The sequence below is a fragment of the Pseudomonas sp. FSL R10-1339 genome (assembly GCF_009600545.1).
Classification (GTDB): domain Bacteria; phylum Pseudomonadota; class Gammaproteobacteria; order Pseudomonadales; family Pseudomonadaceae; genus Aquipseudomonas; species Aquipseudomonas bubulae.
This window is the reverse complement of the sequence record NZ_WIVQ01000105.1, coordinates 1-16,214: the sequence shown is the minus strand read 5'-3', so window position 1 is coordinate 16,214 and position 16,214 is coordinate 1. Positions and strand designations below refer to the sequence as shown.

17 protein-coding genes are annotated in these 16,214 nt (G+C 59.0%); 13 read left to right on the top strand and 4 right to left on the bottom strand.

Annotation, left to right across the window (positions count from 1 at the left end; translation table 11 throughout):
• Positions 1-153 precede the first annotated feature (153 nt).
• The gene (gene uraH, locus GHO03_RS21040) at positions 154-507 is read right to left on the bottom strand and encodes a hydroxyisourate hydrolase (protein WP_095002054.1); all 354 of its coding nucleotides are present in this window, start codon (positions 505-507) and stop codon (positions 154-156) included.
• Positions 508-880: 373 nt separating this feature from the next.
• On the opposite strand from uraH, the gene puuE reads away from it, so the two are divergent.
• The 8 genes from puuE (at position 881) to GHO03_RS21000 (ending at position 8,874) form a co-directional block, all read left to right on the top strand.
• Positions 881-1,810: an allantoinase PuuE gene (puuE, locus tag GHO03_RS21035; protein WP_095002055.1), complete on the top strand. Its 930-nt coding sequence runs from the start codon at positions 881-883 to the stop codon at positions 1,808-1,810.
• Positions 1,807-2,322: a 2-oxo-4-hydroxy-4-carboxy-5-ureidoimidazoline decarboxylase gene (gene uraD / locus GHO03_RS21030; RefSeq protein ID WP_016781499.1), complete on the top strand. Its 516-nt coding sequence runs from the start codon at positions 1,807-1,809 to the stop codon at positions 2,320-2,322. Before puuE ends, uraD begins: the two co-directional genes overlap by 4 nt.
• A gap of 61 nt (positions 2,323-2,383) precedes the next feature.
• A complete protein-coding gene (gene alc, locus GHO03_RS21025; protein ID WP_086797829.1) occupies positions 2,384-3,379 on the top strand; it encodes an allantoicase in 996 nt (331 codons plus the stop codon).
• 121 nt (positions 3,380-3,500) lie between these two features.
• On the top strand, positions 3,501-4,004 hold the full coding sequence (locus GHO03_RS21020) for an ureidoglycolate lyase (protein ID WP_016781501.1): 504 nt from the start codon (positions 3,501-3,503) through the stop codon (positions 4,002-4,004).
• A gap of 48 nt (positions 4,005-4,052) precedes the next feature.
• Complete coding sequence (locus tag GHO03_RS21015; protein WP_095002056.1) at positions 4,053-5,342, top strand: urate hydroxylase PuuD; 1,290 nt, start codon at positions 4,053-4,055, stop codon at positions 5,340-5,342.
• An 84-nt stretch (positions 5,343-5,426) separates the two neighbouring features.
• Entirely contained in the window at positions 5,427-6,791 is a 1,365-nt protein-coding gene (locus tag GHO03_RS21010) for a nucleobase:cation symporter-2 family protein (RefSeq protein ID WP_095002057.1), read from the top strand.
• 152 nt (positions 6,792-6,943) lie between these two features.
• Positions 6,944-7,729, top strand: a complete 786-nt coding sequence (locus tag GHO03_RS21005) for an outer membrane protein OmpK (RefSeq protein ID WP_153400462.1) — start codon at positions 6,944-6,946, stop codon at positions 7,727-7,729.
• A 359-nt stretch (positions 7,730-8,088) separates the two neighbouring features.
• Positions 8,089-8,874 (top strand): outer membrane protein OmpK, encoded by a 786-nt coding sequence (locus GHO03_RS21000; RefSeq protein ID WP_095002059.1) that lies wholly within the window; start codon positions 8,089-8,091, stop codon positions 8,872-8,874.
• 19 nt (positions 8,875-8,893) lie between these two features.
• Here GHO03_RS21000 and GHO03_RS20995 read toward each other — a convergent pair whose 3' ends face one another.
• The gene (locus GHO03_RS20995) at positions 8,894-9,496 is read right to left on the bottom strand and encodes a TetR/AcrR family transcriptional regulator (RefSeq protein ID WP_095002060.1); all 603 of its coding nucleotides are present in this window, start codon (positions 9,494-9,496) and stop codon (positions 8,894-8,896) included.
• 180 nt (positions 9,497-9,676) lie between these two features.
• Here GHO03_RS20995 and GHO03_RS20990 point away from each other — a divergent pair, with 180 nt between their 5' ends.
• A complete protein-coding gene (locus tag GHO03_RS20990; protein WP_095019576.1) occupies positions 9,677-10,879 on the top strand; it encodes an MFS transporter in 1,203 nt (400 codons plus the stop codon).
• Here GHO03_RS20990 and GHO03_RS20985 read toward each other — a convergent pair.
• A complete protein-coding gene (locus tag GHO03_RS20985; protein ID WP_133143726.1) occupies positions 10,876-11,817 on the bottom strand; it encodes a DUF808 domain-containing protein in 942 nt (313 codons plus the stop codon). The genes GHO03_RS20990 and GHO03_RS20985 overlap by 4 nt on opposite strands.
• Before the next feature lie 132 nt (positions 11,818-11,949).
• On the opposite strand from GHO03_RS20985, the gene GHO03_RS20980 reads away from it, so the two are divergent.
• Positions 11,950-12,558: a TetR/AcrR family transcriptional regulator gene (locus tag GHO03_RS20980; protein WP_095021338.1), complete on the top strand. Its 609-nt coding sequence runs from the start codon at positions 11,950-11,952 to the stop codon at positions 12,556-12,558.
• A gap of 97 nt (positions 12,559-12,655) precedes the next feature.
• On the opposite strand, the gene GHO03_RS20975 is transcribed toward GHO03_RS20980, so the two are convergent.
• Positions 12,656-13,096, bottom strand: a complete 441-nt coding sequence (locus tag GHO03_RS20975) for a heme-binding protein (RefSeq protein ID WP_095002064.1) — start codon at positions 13,094-13,096, stop codon at positions 12,656-12,658.
• A 267-nt stretch (positions 13,097-13,363) separates the two neighbouring features.
• Between GHO03_RS20975 and gcl the strand changes: the two genes are divergently transcribed.
• The 3 genes from gcl to GHO03_RS20960 form a co-directional block, all read left to right on the top strand.
• The gene (gene gcl / locus GHO03_RS20970) at positions 13,364-15,139 is read left to right on the top strand and encodes a glyoxylate carboligase (RefSeq protein WP_095002065.1); all 1,776 of its coding nucleotides are present in this window, start codon (positions 13,364-13,366) and stop codon (positions 15,137-15,139) included.
• Positions 15,140-15,194: 55 nt separating this feature from the next.
• A complete protein-coding gene (gene hyi / locus GHO03_RS20965; RefSeq protein ID WP_095002066.1) occupies positions 15,195-15,977 on the top strand; it encodes a hydroxypyruvate isomerase in 783 nt (260 codons plus the stop codon).
• A gap of 90 nt (positions 15,978-16,067) precedes the next feature.
• A partial coding sequence (locus GHO03_RS20960) for an NAD(P)-binding domain-containing protein (protein ID WP_178110345.1) occupies positions 16,068-16,214 on the top strand: 147 nt, incomplete at its 3' end.

Genomic DNA, 16,214 nt, shown 5'->3' with positions numbered 1-16,214 from the left:
GATCCGGCTTAACGCCATGCTGCGCGACGGCACAGCATGGCGAACGTAAATGACTGGGCAAGACAGTTGCTGCTACGGACATGGCATTTAGACAGGCAAAAAAAAGCCCGCAGTGTGAGCGGGCAAATAACCACATGCGCAGATCGAAAACGATTAGCTACCGCGATAGGTCGAGTAGCTGTACGGCGAAATCAGTAGCGGTACATGGTAGTGATCCTGCTCGGCGCTGATCCCGAAACGCAGTACCACCACATCCAGAAACGCCGGCTCCGGCAATTTCACACCCCGTGCGCGGTAGTAATCACCGGCACTGAACTGCACCTGGTAAACCCCGGAACGGTAGGCCTCCCCCTCCAGCAACGGCGCGTCGCAACGGCCATCGCTGTTGGTCAGGGCTGTAGCGACCAACTCCAGCCCCGAACCTTCAACCCGATACAGCTCGACCTTGATCGAGCTGCCCGGGCAGCCGTGTGCGGCATCCAAAACGTGCGTAGTCAAACGTCCCATTGATTGTGCGACCTCCCGAGTCGTGAAAAAAACGGCTGCCGCCCTCTTTTGGCGCACCAAAAGGCTCGGCGAAGACACGATTAAGACATTTATCAAAAAAATTGTACACAATTAAAAATGACAATCTGCGCATCCCCCGAAGCTACGGGGCCTGCACGGCATTAATCGTCAAAGCCGCAGTCCTTAGAGACCTTTCGCCCATAAACTGACCAATCAGGCAGGTTTCTTGCAAGTACTCTTTCTGTACAAATCGTGGTAGAAATAGCAAAAATCAGGGTTACAAATAAAATGTAAAGTTGTATACAATCAGCTCATCGCAGTGACGCCAGGTCTGGCCAATCGACTGTTACCACGAACAATAAGGAAGACTGCAGTGAGCGCTGACTACCCACGCGACCTGATTGGTTACGGTCCAAACCCTCCACATCCGCATTGGCCGGGCAACGCCCGCATCGCCCTGTCTTTTGTTCTCAATTACGAAGAAGGCGGCGAGCGCAACATCCTGCACGGTGACAAGGAGTCTGAAGCCTTTCTGTCGGAAATGGTCTCAGCCCAACCATTGCAGGGCGAGCGCAACATGAGCATGGAGTCGCTGTATGAGTACGGCAGCCGTGCAGGCGTGTGGCGCATCCTCAAGCTGTTTCGCGAGTTCGATATTCCGCTCACGGTGTTTGCCGTGGCAATGGCCGCCCAGCGCCATCCGGATGTGATCCGCGCCATGGTCGAGGCCGGGCACGAGATCTGCAGCCACGGTTATCGCTGGATCGACTACCAGTACATGGATGAAGCGCAAGAGCGTGAACACATGCTCGAAGCCATCCGCATCCTCACCGAAATCAGCGGCGAACGCCCGCTGGGCTGGTACACCGGCCGCACCGGTCCCAACACCCGGCGCCTGGTGATGGAAGAAGGCGGCTTTTTGTACGACTGCGATACCTATGACGACGACCTGCCCTACTGGGAACCCAACAATCCCACCGGCAAACCGCATCTGGTGATCCCCTATACCCTGGATACCAATGACATGCGCTTTACCCAGGTGCAGGGCTTCAACACCGGCGAGCAATTTTTCCAGTACCTCAAGGATGCTTTCGATGTGCTGTACGCCGAAGGCGCAGAGTCGCCGAAGATGCTTTCCATCGGCCTGCATTGCCGCCTCATTGGCCGCCCTGCGCGCCTGGCCGCCCTCAAGCGTTTCATTGAGTACGCCAAGGGCCACGAACAGGTCTGGTTCACCCGCCGCGTGGACATTGCCCGCCACTGGCACGCCACCCACCCTTTTGTTGCCGAGACCGCCAAATGAGCGCCTTCAAGACCCTCAAGCCTTCACAACTGAGCCGTGAAGCCTTCGTGGCGGCTTTTGCCGATATCTACGAACACTCGCCCTGGGTTGCCGAAAAGGCCTACGACCTGGGCCTGGACAGCAGCGTCGACCAGATCGAAACCCTGCACCAGCGCATGAGTGACATTTTGTTGAGCGCCGATCACGCCAGCCAGCTGGCATTGATCAACGCTCACCCTGACCTGGCCGGCAAAGCAGCCGTCCAGGGCCAACTGACCGAAGCCAGCACCAATGAACAGGCTGGCGCCGGTATTCACCAATGCACGGCCGAAGAGTTTCAACGCTTCACCGAGCTGAACGAGGCCTACAAAGCCAAGTTCAAGTTTCCCTTCATCATGGCGGTAAAAGGCAGCGACCGGCACCAGATCCTCGCCGCGTTCGAAACCCGCATCCATAACCCGGCAGACGTCGAGTTCAAGTGCGCGTTGGCAGAAATCAACAAGATCGCCCTGTTCCGATTACTCCAGCTCTAAGCCGAACCGGCACCCGCCGATGACGCATCTCCAGCCACTCATTTAAAGGCAGACAAGAAGAATGAAAGCTTACGCCGTACCTTTCGAGAAGTTCGTCAACCTGGCCGATGCCCGCCTGGGCACCAAAATCGTTTCGGTAACCGATGACTGGTTTGCCGACGCCAACCGCATGTTCCAGCCGACCCCGGCCGTATGGAAGGAGGGCGTTTTCGATGACAACGGCAAGTGGATGGACGGCTGGGAGTCCCGCCGCAAGCGCTTCGAAGGCTATGACAGTGCCGTCATCCGTCTTGGCGTTCCGGGCTCGATCAAGGGTGTGGACATCGACACTTCATTCTTCACCGGCAACTTTCCACCATCGGCCTCGCTGGAAGCCTGCTTCCTGGCCTCGGGCGAACCGAATGAAAACACCCAGTGGGTGGAAGTACTGTCGGCCGTCGAGCTGCAGGGCAACAGCCATCACTACCACGAAATCAACAATGACCAGGCCTTCAGCCACCTGCGCTTCAACATTTTCCCGGATGGCGGCGTAGCGCGTCTGCGCGTGTACGGCGTGCCGTTCCGTGACTGGTCGGCAGTAGGCGACAACGAGCAGGTCGATCTGGCCGCAGCTCTCAACGGTGGCCGCGCCCTCGCCTGCTCCGACGAACACTTCGGACGCATGAGCAACATCCTCAACCCTGGCCGCGGCATCAATATGGGCGATGGCTGGGAAACCGCACGTCGTCGTACCCCGGGCAATGACTGGGTCATCGTCGCGCTGGGCCACCCGGGCGAGATCGAAAAAATCATCGTCGACACCCTGCACTTCAAGGGCAACTACCCGGACAGCTGCTCGATCCAGGGCGCGTACGTCAAGGGCGGTACCGACAGCCAGATCGAAACCCAGTCGCTGTTCTGGCGTGAACTGCTGCCGAGCCAAAAAATGGAAATGCACGCTGAACACACCTACAGCGAGCAACTGAAAAACCTCGGCCCGATCACCCACATTCGCCTCAACCTGTTCCCGGATGGTGGTGTAAGCCGCATCCGCGTATTGGGCAAAGTCGCCAAATAAGCGCTGCACCCATCGCGGGCAAGTCCGCTCCCACATTTGAAATGTATTCATCCTGTGGGAGCGGGCTTACCCGCGATAGCGACAAAACTGACACCACAGAAACCCGAATAAGAAGACCACCATGCGCACATTGATGATTGAACCTCTGACCAAAGAAGCCTTCGCCCCTTTCGGTGACGTGATTGAAACCGATGGCAGCGACCACTTCATGATCAATAACGGTTCGACCATGCGCTTTCACCGTCTGGCCGAGGTCGAAACGGCTACGCCAGAGGACAAGGCGATCATCAGCATTTTCCGCGCCGAGGCGCAGGACATGCCATTTACCGTACGCATGCTGGAGCGCCATCCGCTGGGCAGCCAGGCTTTTATACCGCTGCTCGGCAACCCCTTTCTGATCGTGGTCGCGCCCGTTGGCGATGAACCTGTATCGGACCTGGTCCGCGCCTTTGTCAGTAATGGCAGGCAGGGCATCAATTACCATCGCGGCGTCTGGCACCACCCGGTGCTGACGATCGAAAAGCGGGATGACTTCCTGGTGGTTGATCGCAGTGGCAGCGGCAATAACTGCGATGAGCATTTCTTTAAAGAGGATCAGTTGCTGTTCCTCGCCCCCCACCAATAAGAGAAGGTCCAACACTCACAAAAGAGTGACGGGCAAGAGGTAAAGACTGTGGAAGCACATCTAATGGAATGGCTGAATCTGAGCGTGCGCTGGATTCATATGATTACCGGTGTGGCCTGGATTGGCGCGTCGTTTTATTTCGTCTGGCTGGAGAACAACCTTAACCGGGCCAACCCCAAGGATGGCCTTGCTGGCGATCTATGGGCGATTCACGGCGGCGGTATTTACCACCTCGAAAAATACAAACTGGCCCCACCCACCATGCCGGAAAACCTGCACTGGTTTAAATGGGAAGCCTATTTCACCTGGATGTCGGGCATCGCCCTGCTCTGTCTGGTGTTCTACTTCAACCCCGCGCTGTACCTGATTGCTCCAGGCAGCAGCATGAGCGGCCCTGAAGCGGTTGCCATCGGTATCGGCTCGCTGATTGCCGGCTGGTTCGTTTACGACTTTCTGTGCGACTCCGCCCTGGGCAAACGCCCGGCGTTGCTCGGTTTCGTCCTGTTTGTGCTGCTGGTTGCAGCAGCGTTCGGCCTGAGCAAAGTGTTCAGCGGGCGCGGTGCCTACCTGCACGTGGGCGCCATTATCGGCACCATCATGGTCGGGAACGTATTCCGCACCATCATGCCGGCACAACGTGCCCTGGTAGCCGCGATCAAGGAAGGCCGCAGCCCTGACCCGGCACTGCCGGCCAAAGGCCTGCTGCGTTCGCGACACAACAACTACTTCACCTTGCCGGTGCTGTTCATCATGATCAGCAACCACTTCCCGAGCACCTATGGCAGCCAGTACAACTGGTTGATCCTGGCCGGGATTGCGGTGCTGGCAGTGCTGGTACGTCACTACTTCAACACCCGCCACGACAGCCACAAATATGCCTGGACCCTGCCGGTCGCAGCCCTGGGCATGATTTGCCTGGCTTACGTTACCGGTCCAAAGCCTGTGTCGACAGCGCCAGAAACCGCCAAGGTGATCAAGTACCAACCGCTGCCGGAAACCGCCCTGGGCGGCGTCAAGGCTGCAGATGCTCCGCCAGCGGCACCGGCACAGGCACCCGCGGCAGCGCCAGTGGCCACCGTCGATTTTGAACAAGTCCACAAGGTGATCCAGGAGCGCTGCACGGTCTGTCATTCCGCCACCCCCAGCAGCCCGTTGTTCAGTGCGGCTCCGGCAGGCGTGATGTTCGACACCGCGCAACAGATCCAGCTGATGGCCCCGCGCATTCAGGCTCAGGCCGTTGTCACGCCGATCATGCCGCTGGGCAACATCACGCAAATGACGCAACAGGAGCGCGACCTGGTCGGCGCCTGGATCAATGCAGGGGCACGGACCAACTGACGCACCGCCTTTGCGGTCGCAGCCCCGCTGCGGCCGCAAGAACACACCACTAGCTCACAACAATAAAAATGACCGAGGTGTTGCATGTCCGATTTAACCGAACCGCGCATACCCGCCGTGACCGCCCCGCCCCCGCTGGCGCGGCTACCCATGCTGCAACTGATCCTGGTCGGTTTGCAGCATGTGCTGCTGATGTATGGCGGCGCCGTGGCCGTGCCGCTGATCATCGGACAGGCTGCAGGCCTGAGTCGTGAAGAGATCGCGTTTCTGATCAACGCCGACCTGCTGGTGGCGGGTGTCGCTACCATCGTGCAGTCGATGGGTATCGGCCCCATGGGTATTCGCATGCCGGTCATGATGGGCGCCAGCTTTGCCGCCGTTGGCAGCATGGTGGCAATGGCCGGGATGCCGGGTATCGGCTTGACCGGGATCTTCGGTGCGACCATCGCCGCGGGCTTTTTCGGAATGATCATTGCGCCATTTATGTCCAAGGTGGTGCGCTTCTTTCCTCCCCTGGTCACCGGTACTGTCATCACTTCGATCGGCCTGTCGCTGTTCCCCGTTGCGGTCAACTGGGCCGGTGGCGGCAGTGCTGCGGCGCAATTCGGCTCGCCGGTGTACCTGGCCATCGCGGCTCTGGTGCTGGGCACCATCCTGCTGATCAACCGCTTTATGCGCGGCTTCTGGGTCAATGTGTCGGTCTTGATCGGCATGGCCCTGGGCTATGTGCTGTCAGGCGCCATCGGCATGGTCGACCTCTCCGGGCTGGACAATACGCCGTGGTTCCAGGTTGTCACCCCCTTGCACTTCGGCATGCCGGAGTTTCATTTGGCACCGATTCTTTCGATGTGCCTGGTGGTGGTGATCATTTTTGTCGAGTCCACCGGGATGTTCCTGGCGCTGGGCAAAATCACCGATCAGGAAGTCACCCCGCGCATGCTGCGTCGCGGTTTGCTGTGTGACGCAGGCGCTTCTTTTATCGCCGGTTTTTTCAACACCTTCACCCACTCCTCCTTCGCCCAGAACATTGGCCTGGTGCAAATGACCGGCGTGCGTTGCCGCTCGGTAACCATCATGGCCGGTATCTTCCTGATCACCCTCAGCCTGCTGCCGAAAGCGGCGTACCTGGTGGCCTCGATTCCGCCTGCAGTGTTGGGTGGCGCCGCCATTGCCATGTTCGGCATGGTCGCGGCAACCGGGATCAAGATCCTCCAGGAAGCCGACATCGCCGACCGCCGCAATCAGTTGCTGGTGGCCGTGAGCATCGGCATGGGCCTGATCCCGGTGGTGCGTCCTGAGTTTTTCGCCCACCTGCCACTGTGGATGGACCCCATCACCCACAGCGGTATCGCCATGGCCGCTGTCAGCGCGGTGTGCCTGAACCTGATGTTCAATGTGCTGGGCGGTTCCGAACGCGCAGCCATGAGCGGGCATGTGCACCAGCACTGAGCCCTGACCCTCACCCCAACCCTCTCCCCAAGGGAGAGGGGGCTGATCGGGGGTGTTCCTGAGCGCTCGCACGACCAATCCCCTCTTCCTCCGGGAGAGGGCTAGGGAGAGGGGCTCTCGCTTTACAAAAACAATAAAAAAGGGAGTTACCCATGAAGTGCAAACACTGGGGCGTCACGCTCGCAGGTGGACTTTTGGCTACCAGCCAGACAATGGCCGGGGACCTGTTTTTATGGCAAACCAACAGCCTGACCTACCTGTACGGCAAGAACTTCGCGATCAACCCGTCGATCCAGCAAACCGTCACTTTCGAACATGCGGACAAATGGAAGTACGGCGACAACTTCCTGTTTGTCGACCGGATTTTCTACAACGGCAAAGAAGACCCCAACAAAGGCCCGCACACCTATTACGGCGAGTTCAGCCCGCGCCTGTCGTTCGGCAAGATCTTCGACCGCAAATTCGAATATGGCCCGATCAAGGACGTGCTGCTGGCCATGACCTATGAATATGGCGAAGGCGACAGCGAGGCCTACCTGATCGGCCCGGGCTTTGATCTGGCGGTACCGGGCTTCAACTACTTCACCCTCAACTTCTATCGCCGCCATACCGAGGGCCCACGCCCTGGCACCGGGGTCTGGCAGATCACTCCGTCGTTTTCCTACACCATCCCCCTGGGCCGCTCCAACGTGTTGATCGACGGCTATATGGACTGGGTGGTGGACAACGACCAGAACTCACGCGGCACCTACCACTCCAATCTGCACTTCAACCCACAGATCAAATATGACCTGGGCAAGGCCCTGAACCTGGGTGAAAAACAGCTCTATGTCGGGATTGAATACAGCTACTGGAAGGACAAGTACGGCATCGAAAGCAGCAGCCGTCTTGATACCAACCAGAACACCGCCAGTGCCCTGATCAAAGTCCACTTCTAAGCTCTAGACTGTGCATGCTCTGTTAATGCCCGCCCTGGGCTTTAACAGAGCGCTTGAGTGCACGCGCCAGAGCCCGTATCCTGCGCGCCCGCTTAAACGCGACGTTTTTCAAAGCTGACTTTAAAGCCAACTTTTGCCTTTATATCAAAGGTTTACGGCCTGCCTGCCGCCCCCTGCACTCAACTGCCAACGCGCAGTCGAGGGTTTATTCATGGCTATAAAACAGGTATGGCCCCGAACTTGCTAAAAGCACTGAAGCTGACCGTAAAGGCAACTTTTAAAACCATGAACCAAGGCGCCACATCAGAGCGCCACGTTCGCACTACTTGCACAACTTTCTATATTTTGGAGCTAACCGAATGAAGCGCACACTTACCGGCCTGATGCTTGCGGGGAGCATGCTGGGCGGGGCTCCGGCAGTTGCCGGCGACCTGCTGCAATGGCAAACCAATAGCCTGACTTACTTGTACGGCAAGGACTTCCAGGTCAATCCAAAAATTCAGCAGACCATGACCTTCGAGCATGCTGACAGCTGGAAGTACGGTGACAACTTCTTCTTCCTTGACCGTATCTTTTACAACGGCAAGAAAGACGGCAACGTCGGCCCGAACACCTACTACGGTGAATTCACCCCGCGTTTGTCGTTCGGCAAGATCTTCGACCAGAAGTTTGAATTCGGCCCGATCAAAGACGTGCTGCTGGCCATGACTTACGAGTTTGGCGAAGGCGATACCGATGCCTACCTGATCGGTCCGGGTTTCGACCTGAACGTGCCGGGCTTTGACTACTTCCAGTTGAACTTCTACCAACGCTTCCCGGAAGGCAGCCGCGCCGGCAAAGGTGTGTGGCAGATCACCCCAGTGTGGTCCTACACCCTGCCCCTGGGCAACTCCGATGTGCTGATCGACGGCTACATGGACTGGGTGGTCGACAACGACGAGAACTCCCGTGGCACCTACCACGCCAACCTGCACTTCAACCCGCAGGTTAAATATGACCTGGGCAAGGCCCTGAGCTGGAGCGCCAAGCAACTGTATGTCGGTGTGGAATACGACTACTGGAAAAACAAGTACGGCATCGAAGACAGCGGCGCGTTCAAGACCAATCAGAACACCACCAGCCTGCTGATCAAGTACCACTTCTGATGCACGGGCCCGGGCCGCGTCAGCGCGGCTCAGGCACCCGCAGCAAACCGCGCAGCATCAGGTCCAGGCTGTCCAGCGCAGCGGCCAGACGCTGCGGCGGGTTGTCGGCCTCGGCAATCCAGAACGACGCATCCATCAGCCCGCCCTGAATCAGACGCGCCAGCGCCTCGGGATCGGTGCGCTGAATCACCTCGGTGTCCATCAGCCCCTGCAACATCGACGCCATCGACAGGCAGCACACCGACTGGGTGTTCTGCACATATTGCGAGCCCAGCACCGAAGGCGCATCGCGCAACAGAATGCGCTGTACCTCAACTTGCAGGGCCATCTCCAGATACAGCCGGCACTGATCCTTAAACCCTTGCCAATGGCTGTCCGCCTGCTCAAACACCTGCGCCAGCTGCGCATCCAGCTCGGCATCGATCTGCTGGGCCACGGCCTTGAACAAGCCTTTCTTGTCGCCAAAATGGTGGTACAACGCGCCACGCGTCAGCCCGACCGAAGCCGTCAATTCGTCCATCGATGTCCGGGCATAGCCCACCGTACTGAATGCCAGGCGAGCCGCCTCAAGCAGCTTGCCACGGGTTTCTTCGATCATTTGCGACCGCGCTTTGGGCGCCATGCCTTTCACCTTTATTTTTGGATACGCGACGTATGTTAATTGACATACGCTGTGTATGCGTATATTTCTACATACGCCGCGTATGTGATTACCGGCACTTACACATTCCCGTAGCAGCTGCCCAAGGCTGCGTTCGACAGCTGCTACGAAAGCAATCCCCAACACTGTTCCGGAGCTTGTATGGCCAACCCCTATCGCGAGATTTTCAGCGCCCCCGGCACCAAGGCTTTCAGCGGTGCGGGCCTGATCGCGCGGATGCCGATCTCAATGGTCGGCATCGGCATCATCACCATGCTGGCGCAACTGCAAGGTTCCTATTGGCTGGCCGGTGGCGTAGCCGCCACCTTTGCCCTGGCCACAGCCCTGCTGGCTCCGCAGATTTCACGCTGGGTCGACCGCTACGGCCAGAGCCGCATCCTGCCCGGTGTCACCGCCATTGGCGTCAGCGCCTTGCTGGCCTTGCTGCTGTGCAGTCATTTTGGCGCGCCGGACTGGACGCTGTTTGTGTTCGCCGCCCTGTCGGGCTGCATGCCGAGCATGTCGGCAATGGTGCGGGCACGCTGGACCGAGCTGTATCGCGGCTCGCCCAAACTGCATACGGCGTTCTCGTTCGAGTCGGTACTCGATGAAGTGAGCTTTATTATCGGCCCGCCGATTTCCGTGGGCCTGAGTGTGGCGCTGTTCCCCCAGGCCGGACCACTGGCGGCAGCCATCCTGCTGGCCATCGGCGTCAGCGTGTTTGTGCTGCAACGCAGCACCGAACCACCGGTACACCCGCGTAGCAGCGAGCACCAGGGCACAGTTTTACGCCAGGGCGCCGTGGTGGTTTTGCTGTTGGCCCTGCTTGGGCTGGGCACGATTGTGGGAACGGTGGATGTGGTTAGCGTGGCCTTTGCCCAGCATCAGGGCCAACCGGCTGCCGCAAGCATTGTATTGTCGATGTACGCCTTGGGATCGTGCGCTGCCGGGCTGGTGTTCGGCATGCTCAAGTTGAACATGCCGCTGCCCAGGCTGTTTGTGCTCGGCGCCCTGGCCACATCCATCACCATGGTGCCGCTGCTGTGGGCCGACAGCATCGCCACCCTGGCCGTGGGCATGCTGATCGCCGGGCTGTTTTTTGCCCCCACCCTGATCACCGCCATGGGCCTGGTGGAAAACATTGTCCCACCTGCCAAGCTGACTGAAGGCCTGACCTGGATGATCACCGGTCTGGGCATGGGCGTGGCCCTCGGTGCGGTACTCGGCGGCTGGGTGGTGGACGCGTACGGCGCCCAGGCCGGTTTTAGCGTGTCGCTGGCCGCCGGCGGCGTCATGCTGCTGTTCGCGGTGCTGGGCTATCGATTGCTGCAGGACAGTACCCTGCCCCGTGCCATCGCGGCCTAGGACTTGATGGCCCGCCAGACCTTGCTCGCGACAGACACCACGGCCAACACCACCGCGCCGGCAATAATGCCGGCCACGGCGTTGAGCAGGGTCGGCACAATCACCGACACCACACCCAGCCATTGCGTGCTGCCTTGCGCAACGCCTTCAACCCAATGATGCAACGGCGGTACACCGTGGGTCAGGATACCGCCGCCGACCATGAACATTGCCGCCGTGCCGATCACGGTCAGACTTTTCATCATGTACGGGGCTGCGCTCAACACACCATGGCCAAAGCTGCGCTGGAACCGCGGCCAGGCGCCGTCGCCGGTCTTCTTGCTCAGGTACAGGCCACCATCGTCGAGTTTGACGATGCCACCCACCACGCCATATACCCCGACTGTCATCACGATGGCGATACCCGACAACACCACCACCTGCTGCATCAGCGGTGAGTCGGAGACGATGCCCAGGGTGATGGCAATGATTTCGGCGGACAGGATAAAGTCCGTACGAACGGCGCCCTTGACCTTATCCTTTTCAAACGCCGCCAGATCGACTTCAGCACCGGCCAGCGACTCCTGCAAGGCCTGGCGCTGGCTCTGGGCATCGGCCTTGCTGTGGGTGAAACTGTGGGCGACCTTTTCGAAACCCTCGAAACACAGATAAGCCCCACCCACCATCAACAGCGGCGTCACCGCCCAGGGCGCAAAGGCACTGATGGCCAGCGCTGCCGGTACCAGAATCGCCTTGTTGCGAAACGAACCCTTGGCCACGGCCCACACCACCGGCAACTCCCGGTCGGCACGCACGCCCGATACCTGCTGGGCGTTGAGCGCAAGGTCATCGCCCAGCACCCCGGCGGTTTTTTTGGCGGCCACTTTGGTCATCAGAGCGACGTCATCGAGCACGGCGGCGATATCATCGAGCAACATCAGCAAGCTACTGCCAGCCATAGAAAAACGTCCTGAGAGATGGAATGGACACAAGCATAGCGCGTGCCGCGCGCAAAGCGGCAATCTTGAGCCACTTGCAAGCCCGGTGCTACCATGCCCGACCGCCCCAGCAGGCAAGGACATATCGGGTTTATGAGCAGTATCCGCGAGCGTAACAAAGAACTGATTTTGCGTGCCGCCAGCGAAGAATTCGCTGACAAGGGTTTCGCCGCCAGCAAAACCAGCGATATCGCGGCCAAGGCCGGCGTGCCCAAGCCCAATGTCTACTACTACTTCAAATCCAAGGAAAACCTCTATCGCGAGGTGCTTGAAAGCATTATCGACCCGATCCTGCGGGCTTCGACGCCGTTCAACGCCGATGGCGAGCCGAATACGGTATTGAGCAATTACATCCGCTCAAAAATCGTGATTTCTCGTGACCTGCCCTTTGCCTCGAAAGTGTTCGCCAGCGAAATCATGCATGGCGCCCCGCACTTGAGTGAAAAACAGGTAGAGCTGTTGAATGCCCAGGCCCAACACAACATCGCCTGCATCCAGACCTGGATCGACCGCGGCCAGATTGCCGCCATCGACCCGCACCACCTGATGTTCAGCATCTGGGCGGCAACCCAGACCTACGCCGACTTCGACTGGCAGATCTCGGCCATCACCGGCAAGACCAAGCTTGAAGACAGCGACTACGAAGCGGCAACCCAAACCATTATCCGGTTGGTGCTGAAGGGCTGCGAACCGGACCGATAAACCACGCTGGGACCTTCGCGAGCAGGCTCGCTCCCACCCTGCGCACAATCTGTGGGAGCGAGCCTGCTCGCGAAGGCGGTCAATCACTCAGCCCAAATCAGACCGCCACCCCCGCATCCGCCCGCAGGCCCAGCGCTTCTACCGCGCTGATCGCGCATTGCTCGTCGATATCCGACGTATCGCCGCTGATACCAACAGCACCGATTACCTGCCCCGCCTCATCACGAATCAATACCCCACCCGGCGCAGGCACCACGTCACTTTGCCCCATGCCATTAAGCGCCGCGAAGAACGCCGGGCGCTGTTGCGCGTCCAGTGCCAGCAGACGCGAGCCCTTGCCTAAGGCAATCGCGCCCCAGGCTTTGCCAATCGCAATGCTGGGGCGCAGCAGGCTGGCGCCGTCTTCGCGCTGCAACGCCAGCAAATGCCCGCCACTGTCGAGCACCACTACCGTCAGCGGCGCAGCACTGATCTGACGCCCGACGCTCAAGGCCTGAGCGGTCAGTTCTAAAGCGACTTTCAAGGTTAAAGCACTCATGGTTGCCATCCTTATCTTGTTATGGAAAGCCTTCGGCGCACCTCGCGAGGCGCACTCAATAACACCAATAGAACACAATACAAATCTATTTTGTATACAATTTTTCAGCAATCAAAAAAACAAAACCCAGCGCACAAGCCTGAATACAAGGCTTGCTTGTGATCAACCATCGAATCGATAAAAGCCATTGACCTGCACAGCGGAGGATGAATACACTCGCTCAACAGCCACTTGTATACAATTACAAAACGTAAGAGGCACAAAACAATGAGCAAAATGAGAGCAATCGAAGCCGCCGTTCTGGTGATGCGTCGCGAAGGTGTCGATACCGCATTCGGTATCCCGGGCGCCGCCATCAACCCGCTGTACTCGGCCCTGAAAAAGGTCGGTGGCATCGATCACGTCCTTGCTCGCCACGTCGAAGGCGCCTCGCACATGGCCGAGGGCTATACCCGCACCAAGGCCGGCAATATCGGCGTGTGCATCGGCACCTCGGGGCCTGCCGGTACCGATATGGTGACGGGCCTGTACAGTGCCTCGGCCGACTCGATCCCGATTCTGTGCATCACCGGCCAGGCCCCACGGGCACGGATGCACAAAGAAGACTTCCAGGCGGTGGATATCACCGCCATCGTCAAGCCCGTCACCAAGTGGTCGACCACGGTGATGGAGCCGGGCCAGGTGCCTTACGCCTTCCAGAAAGCCTTTTACGAAATGCGCTCCGGGCGCCCTGGCCCGGTGCTGATCGATCTGCCGTTCGATGTGCAGATGGCCGAAATCGAATTCGACATTGACGCCTATGAACCGCTGCCACTGGCCAAACCAACGGCAAACCGGCTGCAGGCCGAAAAAGCCCTGACCATGCTCGATCAGGCGGAACGCCCGCTGCTGGTCAGCGGTGGCGGCGTGATCAATGCCGACGCCAGCGACCTGCTGGTGGAATTCGCCGAACTGACCGGTATCCCGGTGATTCCGACCCTGATGGGCTGGGGCACCATCGCCGATGACCACCCGCTGATGGTGGGCATGGTCGGCCTGCAAACCTCGCACCGTTATGGCAACGCCACCCTGCTCAAGTCCGATGTGGTATTGGGCATCGGCAACCGCTGGGCCAACCGCCATACCGGTTCGGTGGATGTGTACACCGAAGGCCGCAAGTTCATTCACGTGGATATCGAACCGACCCAGATCGGCCGGGTATTCAACCCGGATCTGGGCATCGTTTCCGACGCCGGTGCCGCGCTCAAGGTATTCCTTGAAGTAGCCCGCGAATGGAAAGCTGCCGGCAAGCTGAAAAACCGCAGCGCCTGGCTGCAGGACTGCCAGCAGCGCAAGGCCACGATGCAGCGCAAGACCCACTTCGACAACGTGCCGGTCAAGCCACAACGCGTGTACGAAGAAATGAACCAGGTGTTCGGCAAAGACACCTGCTATGTCAGCACCATCGGTTTGTCACAGATTGCTGGCGCACAATTCCTGCATGTGTACAAACCTCGCCACTGGATCAACTGCGGCCAGGCCGGCCCTCTGGGCTGGACCATTCCGGCGGCGCTGGGGGTGGTCAAGGCCGACCCGGATCGCAATGTAGTGGCACTGTCCGGCGACTACGACTTCCAGTTCATGATCGAAGAACTGGCCGTGGGCGCTCAGTTCAACCTGCCCTATATCCACGTGGTGGTTAACAACTCCTACCTGGGGCTTATCCGTCAGGCCCAGCGCGGGTTTGAAATGGACTACTGCGTGCAGTTGGCTTTCGACAACCTCAACGCACCGGAGCTTAACGGCTATGGCGTTGACCACGTGGCCGTCGTTCAAGGCCTGGGTTGCAAGGCCTTGCGCGTGTTCGAACCGAGTGAAATCCAGCCTGCCCTGCGCAAGGCCCAGGAACTGATCAAGGAATTCCGCGTACCGGTGATGGTGGAAATCATCCTGGAGCGTGTGACCAATATCTCGATGGGCACCGAAATCAACGGCGTAAATGAATTTGAAGACCTGGCGCTGGTGGGTAACGATGCACCGACCGCCATTTCGATGCTGGATTAATTTATAGCCCTCACCCCCTCTCCCGAGGAGAGGGGACAAAAAGCAGGAGTTCACCATGCCGCGTTTTGCCGCCAACCTGTCCATGCTGTTCACCGAGCAGGATTTTCTTGTCCGTTTTCAAGCGGCCGCCAACGCTGGTTTTCATGGCGTTGAATACCTGTTCCCTTACGATTACAACTCGGCCGACATCAAGGCCCAGCTCGATGCCAATAAACTGACCCAGGTGTTGTTCAACCTGCCGGCCGGTGACTGGGCCAAGGGCGAGCGCGGGATTGCCTGCCTGCCGGACCGGGTTGAAGAGTTCCGCGCCGGGGTCGACCTGGCCATCGCTTACGCGCAAGTGCTGGGCAACGACCAGATCAACTGCCTGGCCGGCATCCGCCCCCAGGGCGTGGACGACGCCACGGTCGAAAAAACCTTCGTCGCCAACCTCAAATACGCCGCCGACAAGCTGCAGGCAGTCGGCATCAAGCTGGTGATGGAGTCGATCAACACCCTCGACATCCCCGGCTTTTACCTGAACAACACCCAGCAGGCACTGGCGATCCAGGAAAAGGTCGGCAGCAGCAATCTGTTCCTGCAATACGACATCTACCACATGCAAATCATGGAGGGTGACCTGGCCCGCACCATGCAGACTCATCTGCCGCAGATCAACCATATCCAGCTGGCCGATAACCCTGGTCGCCACGAACCGGGCACCGGCGAAATCAACTACCGCTTTTTGTTCGATCACCTGGACCGCATCGGCTATCAGGGTTGGGTTGGCTGTGAGTACAAGCCGCTGACCAGCACCGAAGCCGGTCTGGCGTGGCTCAAGACCCATAACGCGGTGTAACTCTGTGGGAGCGATCCCATCGCGAGCAAGCCCGCTCCCACATCAGACCACCTACTCTGAATCGCCCTAAGAAAAACAAGAGGATTTGTCATGGCTAAAATCGGATTTATCGGCACCGGCATCATGGGCTCACCCATGGCCAGCAACCTGCAGAAGGCCGGGCATAGCCTGTTTCTGTCGACCCACCACGGCGCCGCACCGGCCGACCTGGTAGCCGCCGGCGCGATCGCCCTGGCC

Excerpts from the sequence above, each read along its gene's own strand:
- uraH (WP_095002054.1), bottom strand. The coding sequence starts at position 507 with ATGGGACGTTTGACTACGCACGTTTTGGATGCCGCACACGGCTGCCCG.
- uraD (WP_016781499.1), top strand. The coding sequence starts at position 1,807 with ATGAGCGCCTTCAAGACCCTCAAGCCTTCACAACTGAGCCGTGAAGCC.
- alc (WP_086797829.1), top strand. The coding sequence starts at position 2,384 with ATGAAAGCTTACGCCGTACCTTTCGAGAAGTTCGTCAACCTGGCCGAT.
- GHO03_RS21020 (WP_016781501.1), top strand. The coding sequence starts at position 3,501 with ATGCGCACATTGATGATTGAACCTCTGACCAAAGAAGCCTTCGCCCCT.
- GHO03_RS21010 (WP_095002057.1), top strand. The coding sequence starts at position 5,427 with ATGTCCGATTTAACCGAACCGCGCATACCCGCCGTGACCGCCCCGCCC.
- GHO03_RS21005 (WP_153400462.1), top strand. The coding sequence starts at position 6,944 with ATGAAGTGCAAACACTGGGGCGTCACGCTCGCAGGTGGACTTTTGGCT.
- GHO03_RS21000 (WP_095002059.1), top strand. The coding sequence starts at position 8,089 with ATGAAGCGCACACTTACCGGCCTGATGCTTGCGGGGAGCATGCTGGGC.
- GHO03_RS20995 (WP_095002060.1), bottom strand. The coding sequence starts at position 9,496 with ATGGCGCCCAAAGCGCGGTCGCAAATGATCGAAGAAACCCGTGGCAAG.
- GHO03_RS20990 (WP_095019576.1), top strand. The coding sequence starts at position 9,677 with ATGGCCAACCCCTATCGCGAGATTTTCAGCGCCCCCGGCACCAAGGCT.
- GHO03_RS20985 (WP_133143726.1), bottom strand. The coding sequence starts at position 11,817 with ATGGCTGGCAGTAGCTTGCTGATGTTGCTCGATGATATCGCCGCCGTG.
- GHO03_RS20980 (WP_095021338.1), top strand. The coding sequence starts at position 11,950 with ATGAGCAGTATCCGCGAGCGTAACAAAGAACTGATTTTGCGTGCCGCC.
- GHO03_RS20975 (WP_095002064.1), bottom strand. The coding sequence starts at position 13,096 with ATGAGTGCTTTAACCTTGAAAGTCGCTTTAGAACTGACCGCTCAGGCC.
- gcl (WP_095002065.1), top strand. The coding sequence starts at position 13,364 with ATGAGCAAAATGAGAGCAATCGAAGCCGCCGTTCTGGTGATGCGTCGC.
- hyi (WP_095002066.1), top strand. The coding sequence starts at position 15,195 with ATGCCGCGTTTTGCCGCCAACCTGTCCATGCTGTTCACCGAGCAGGAT.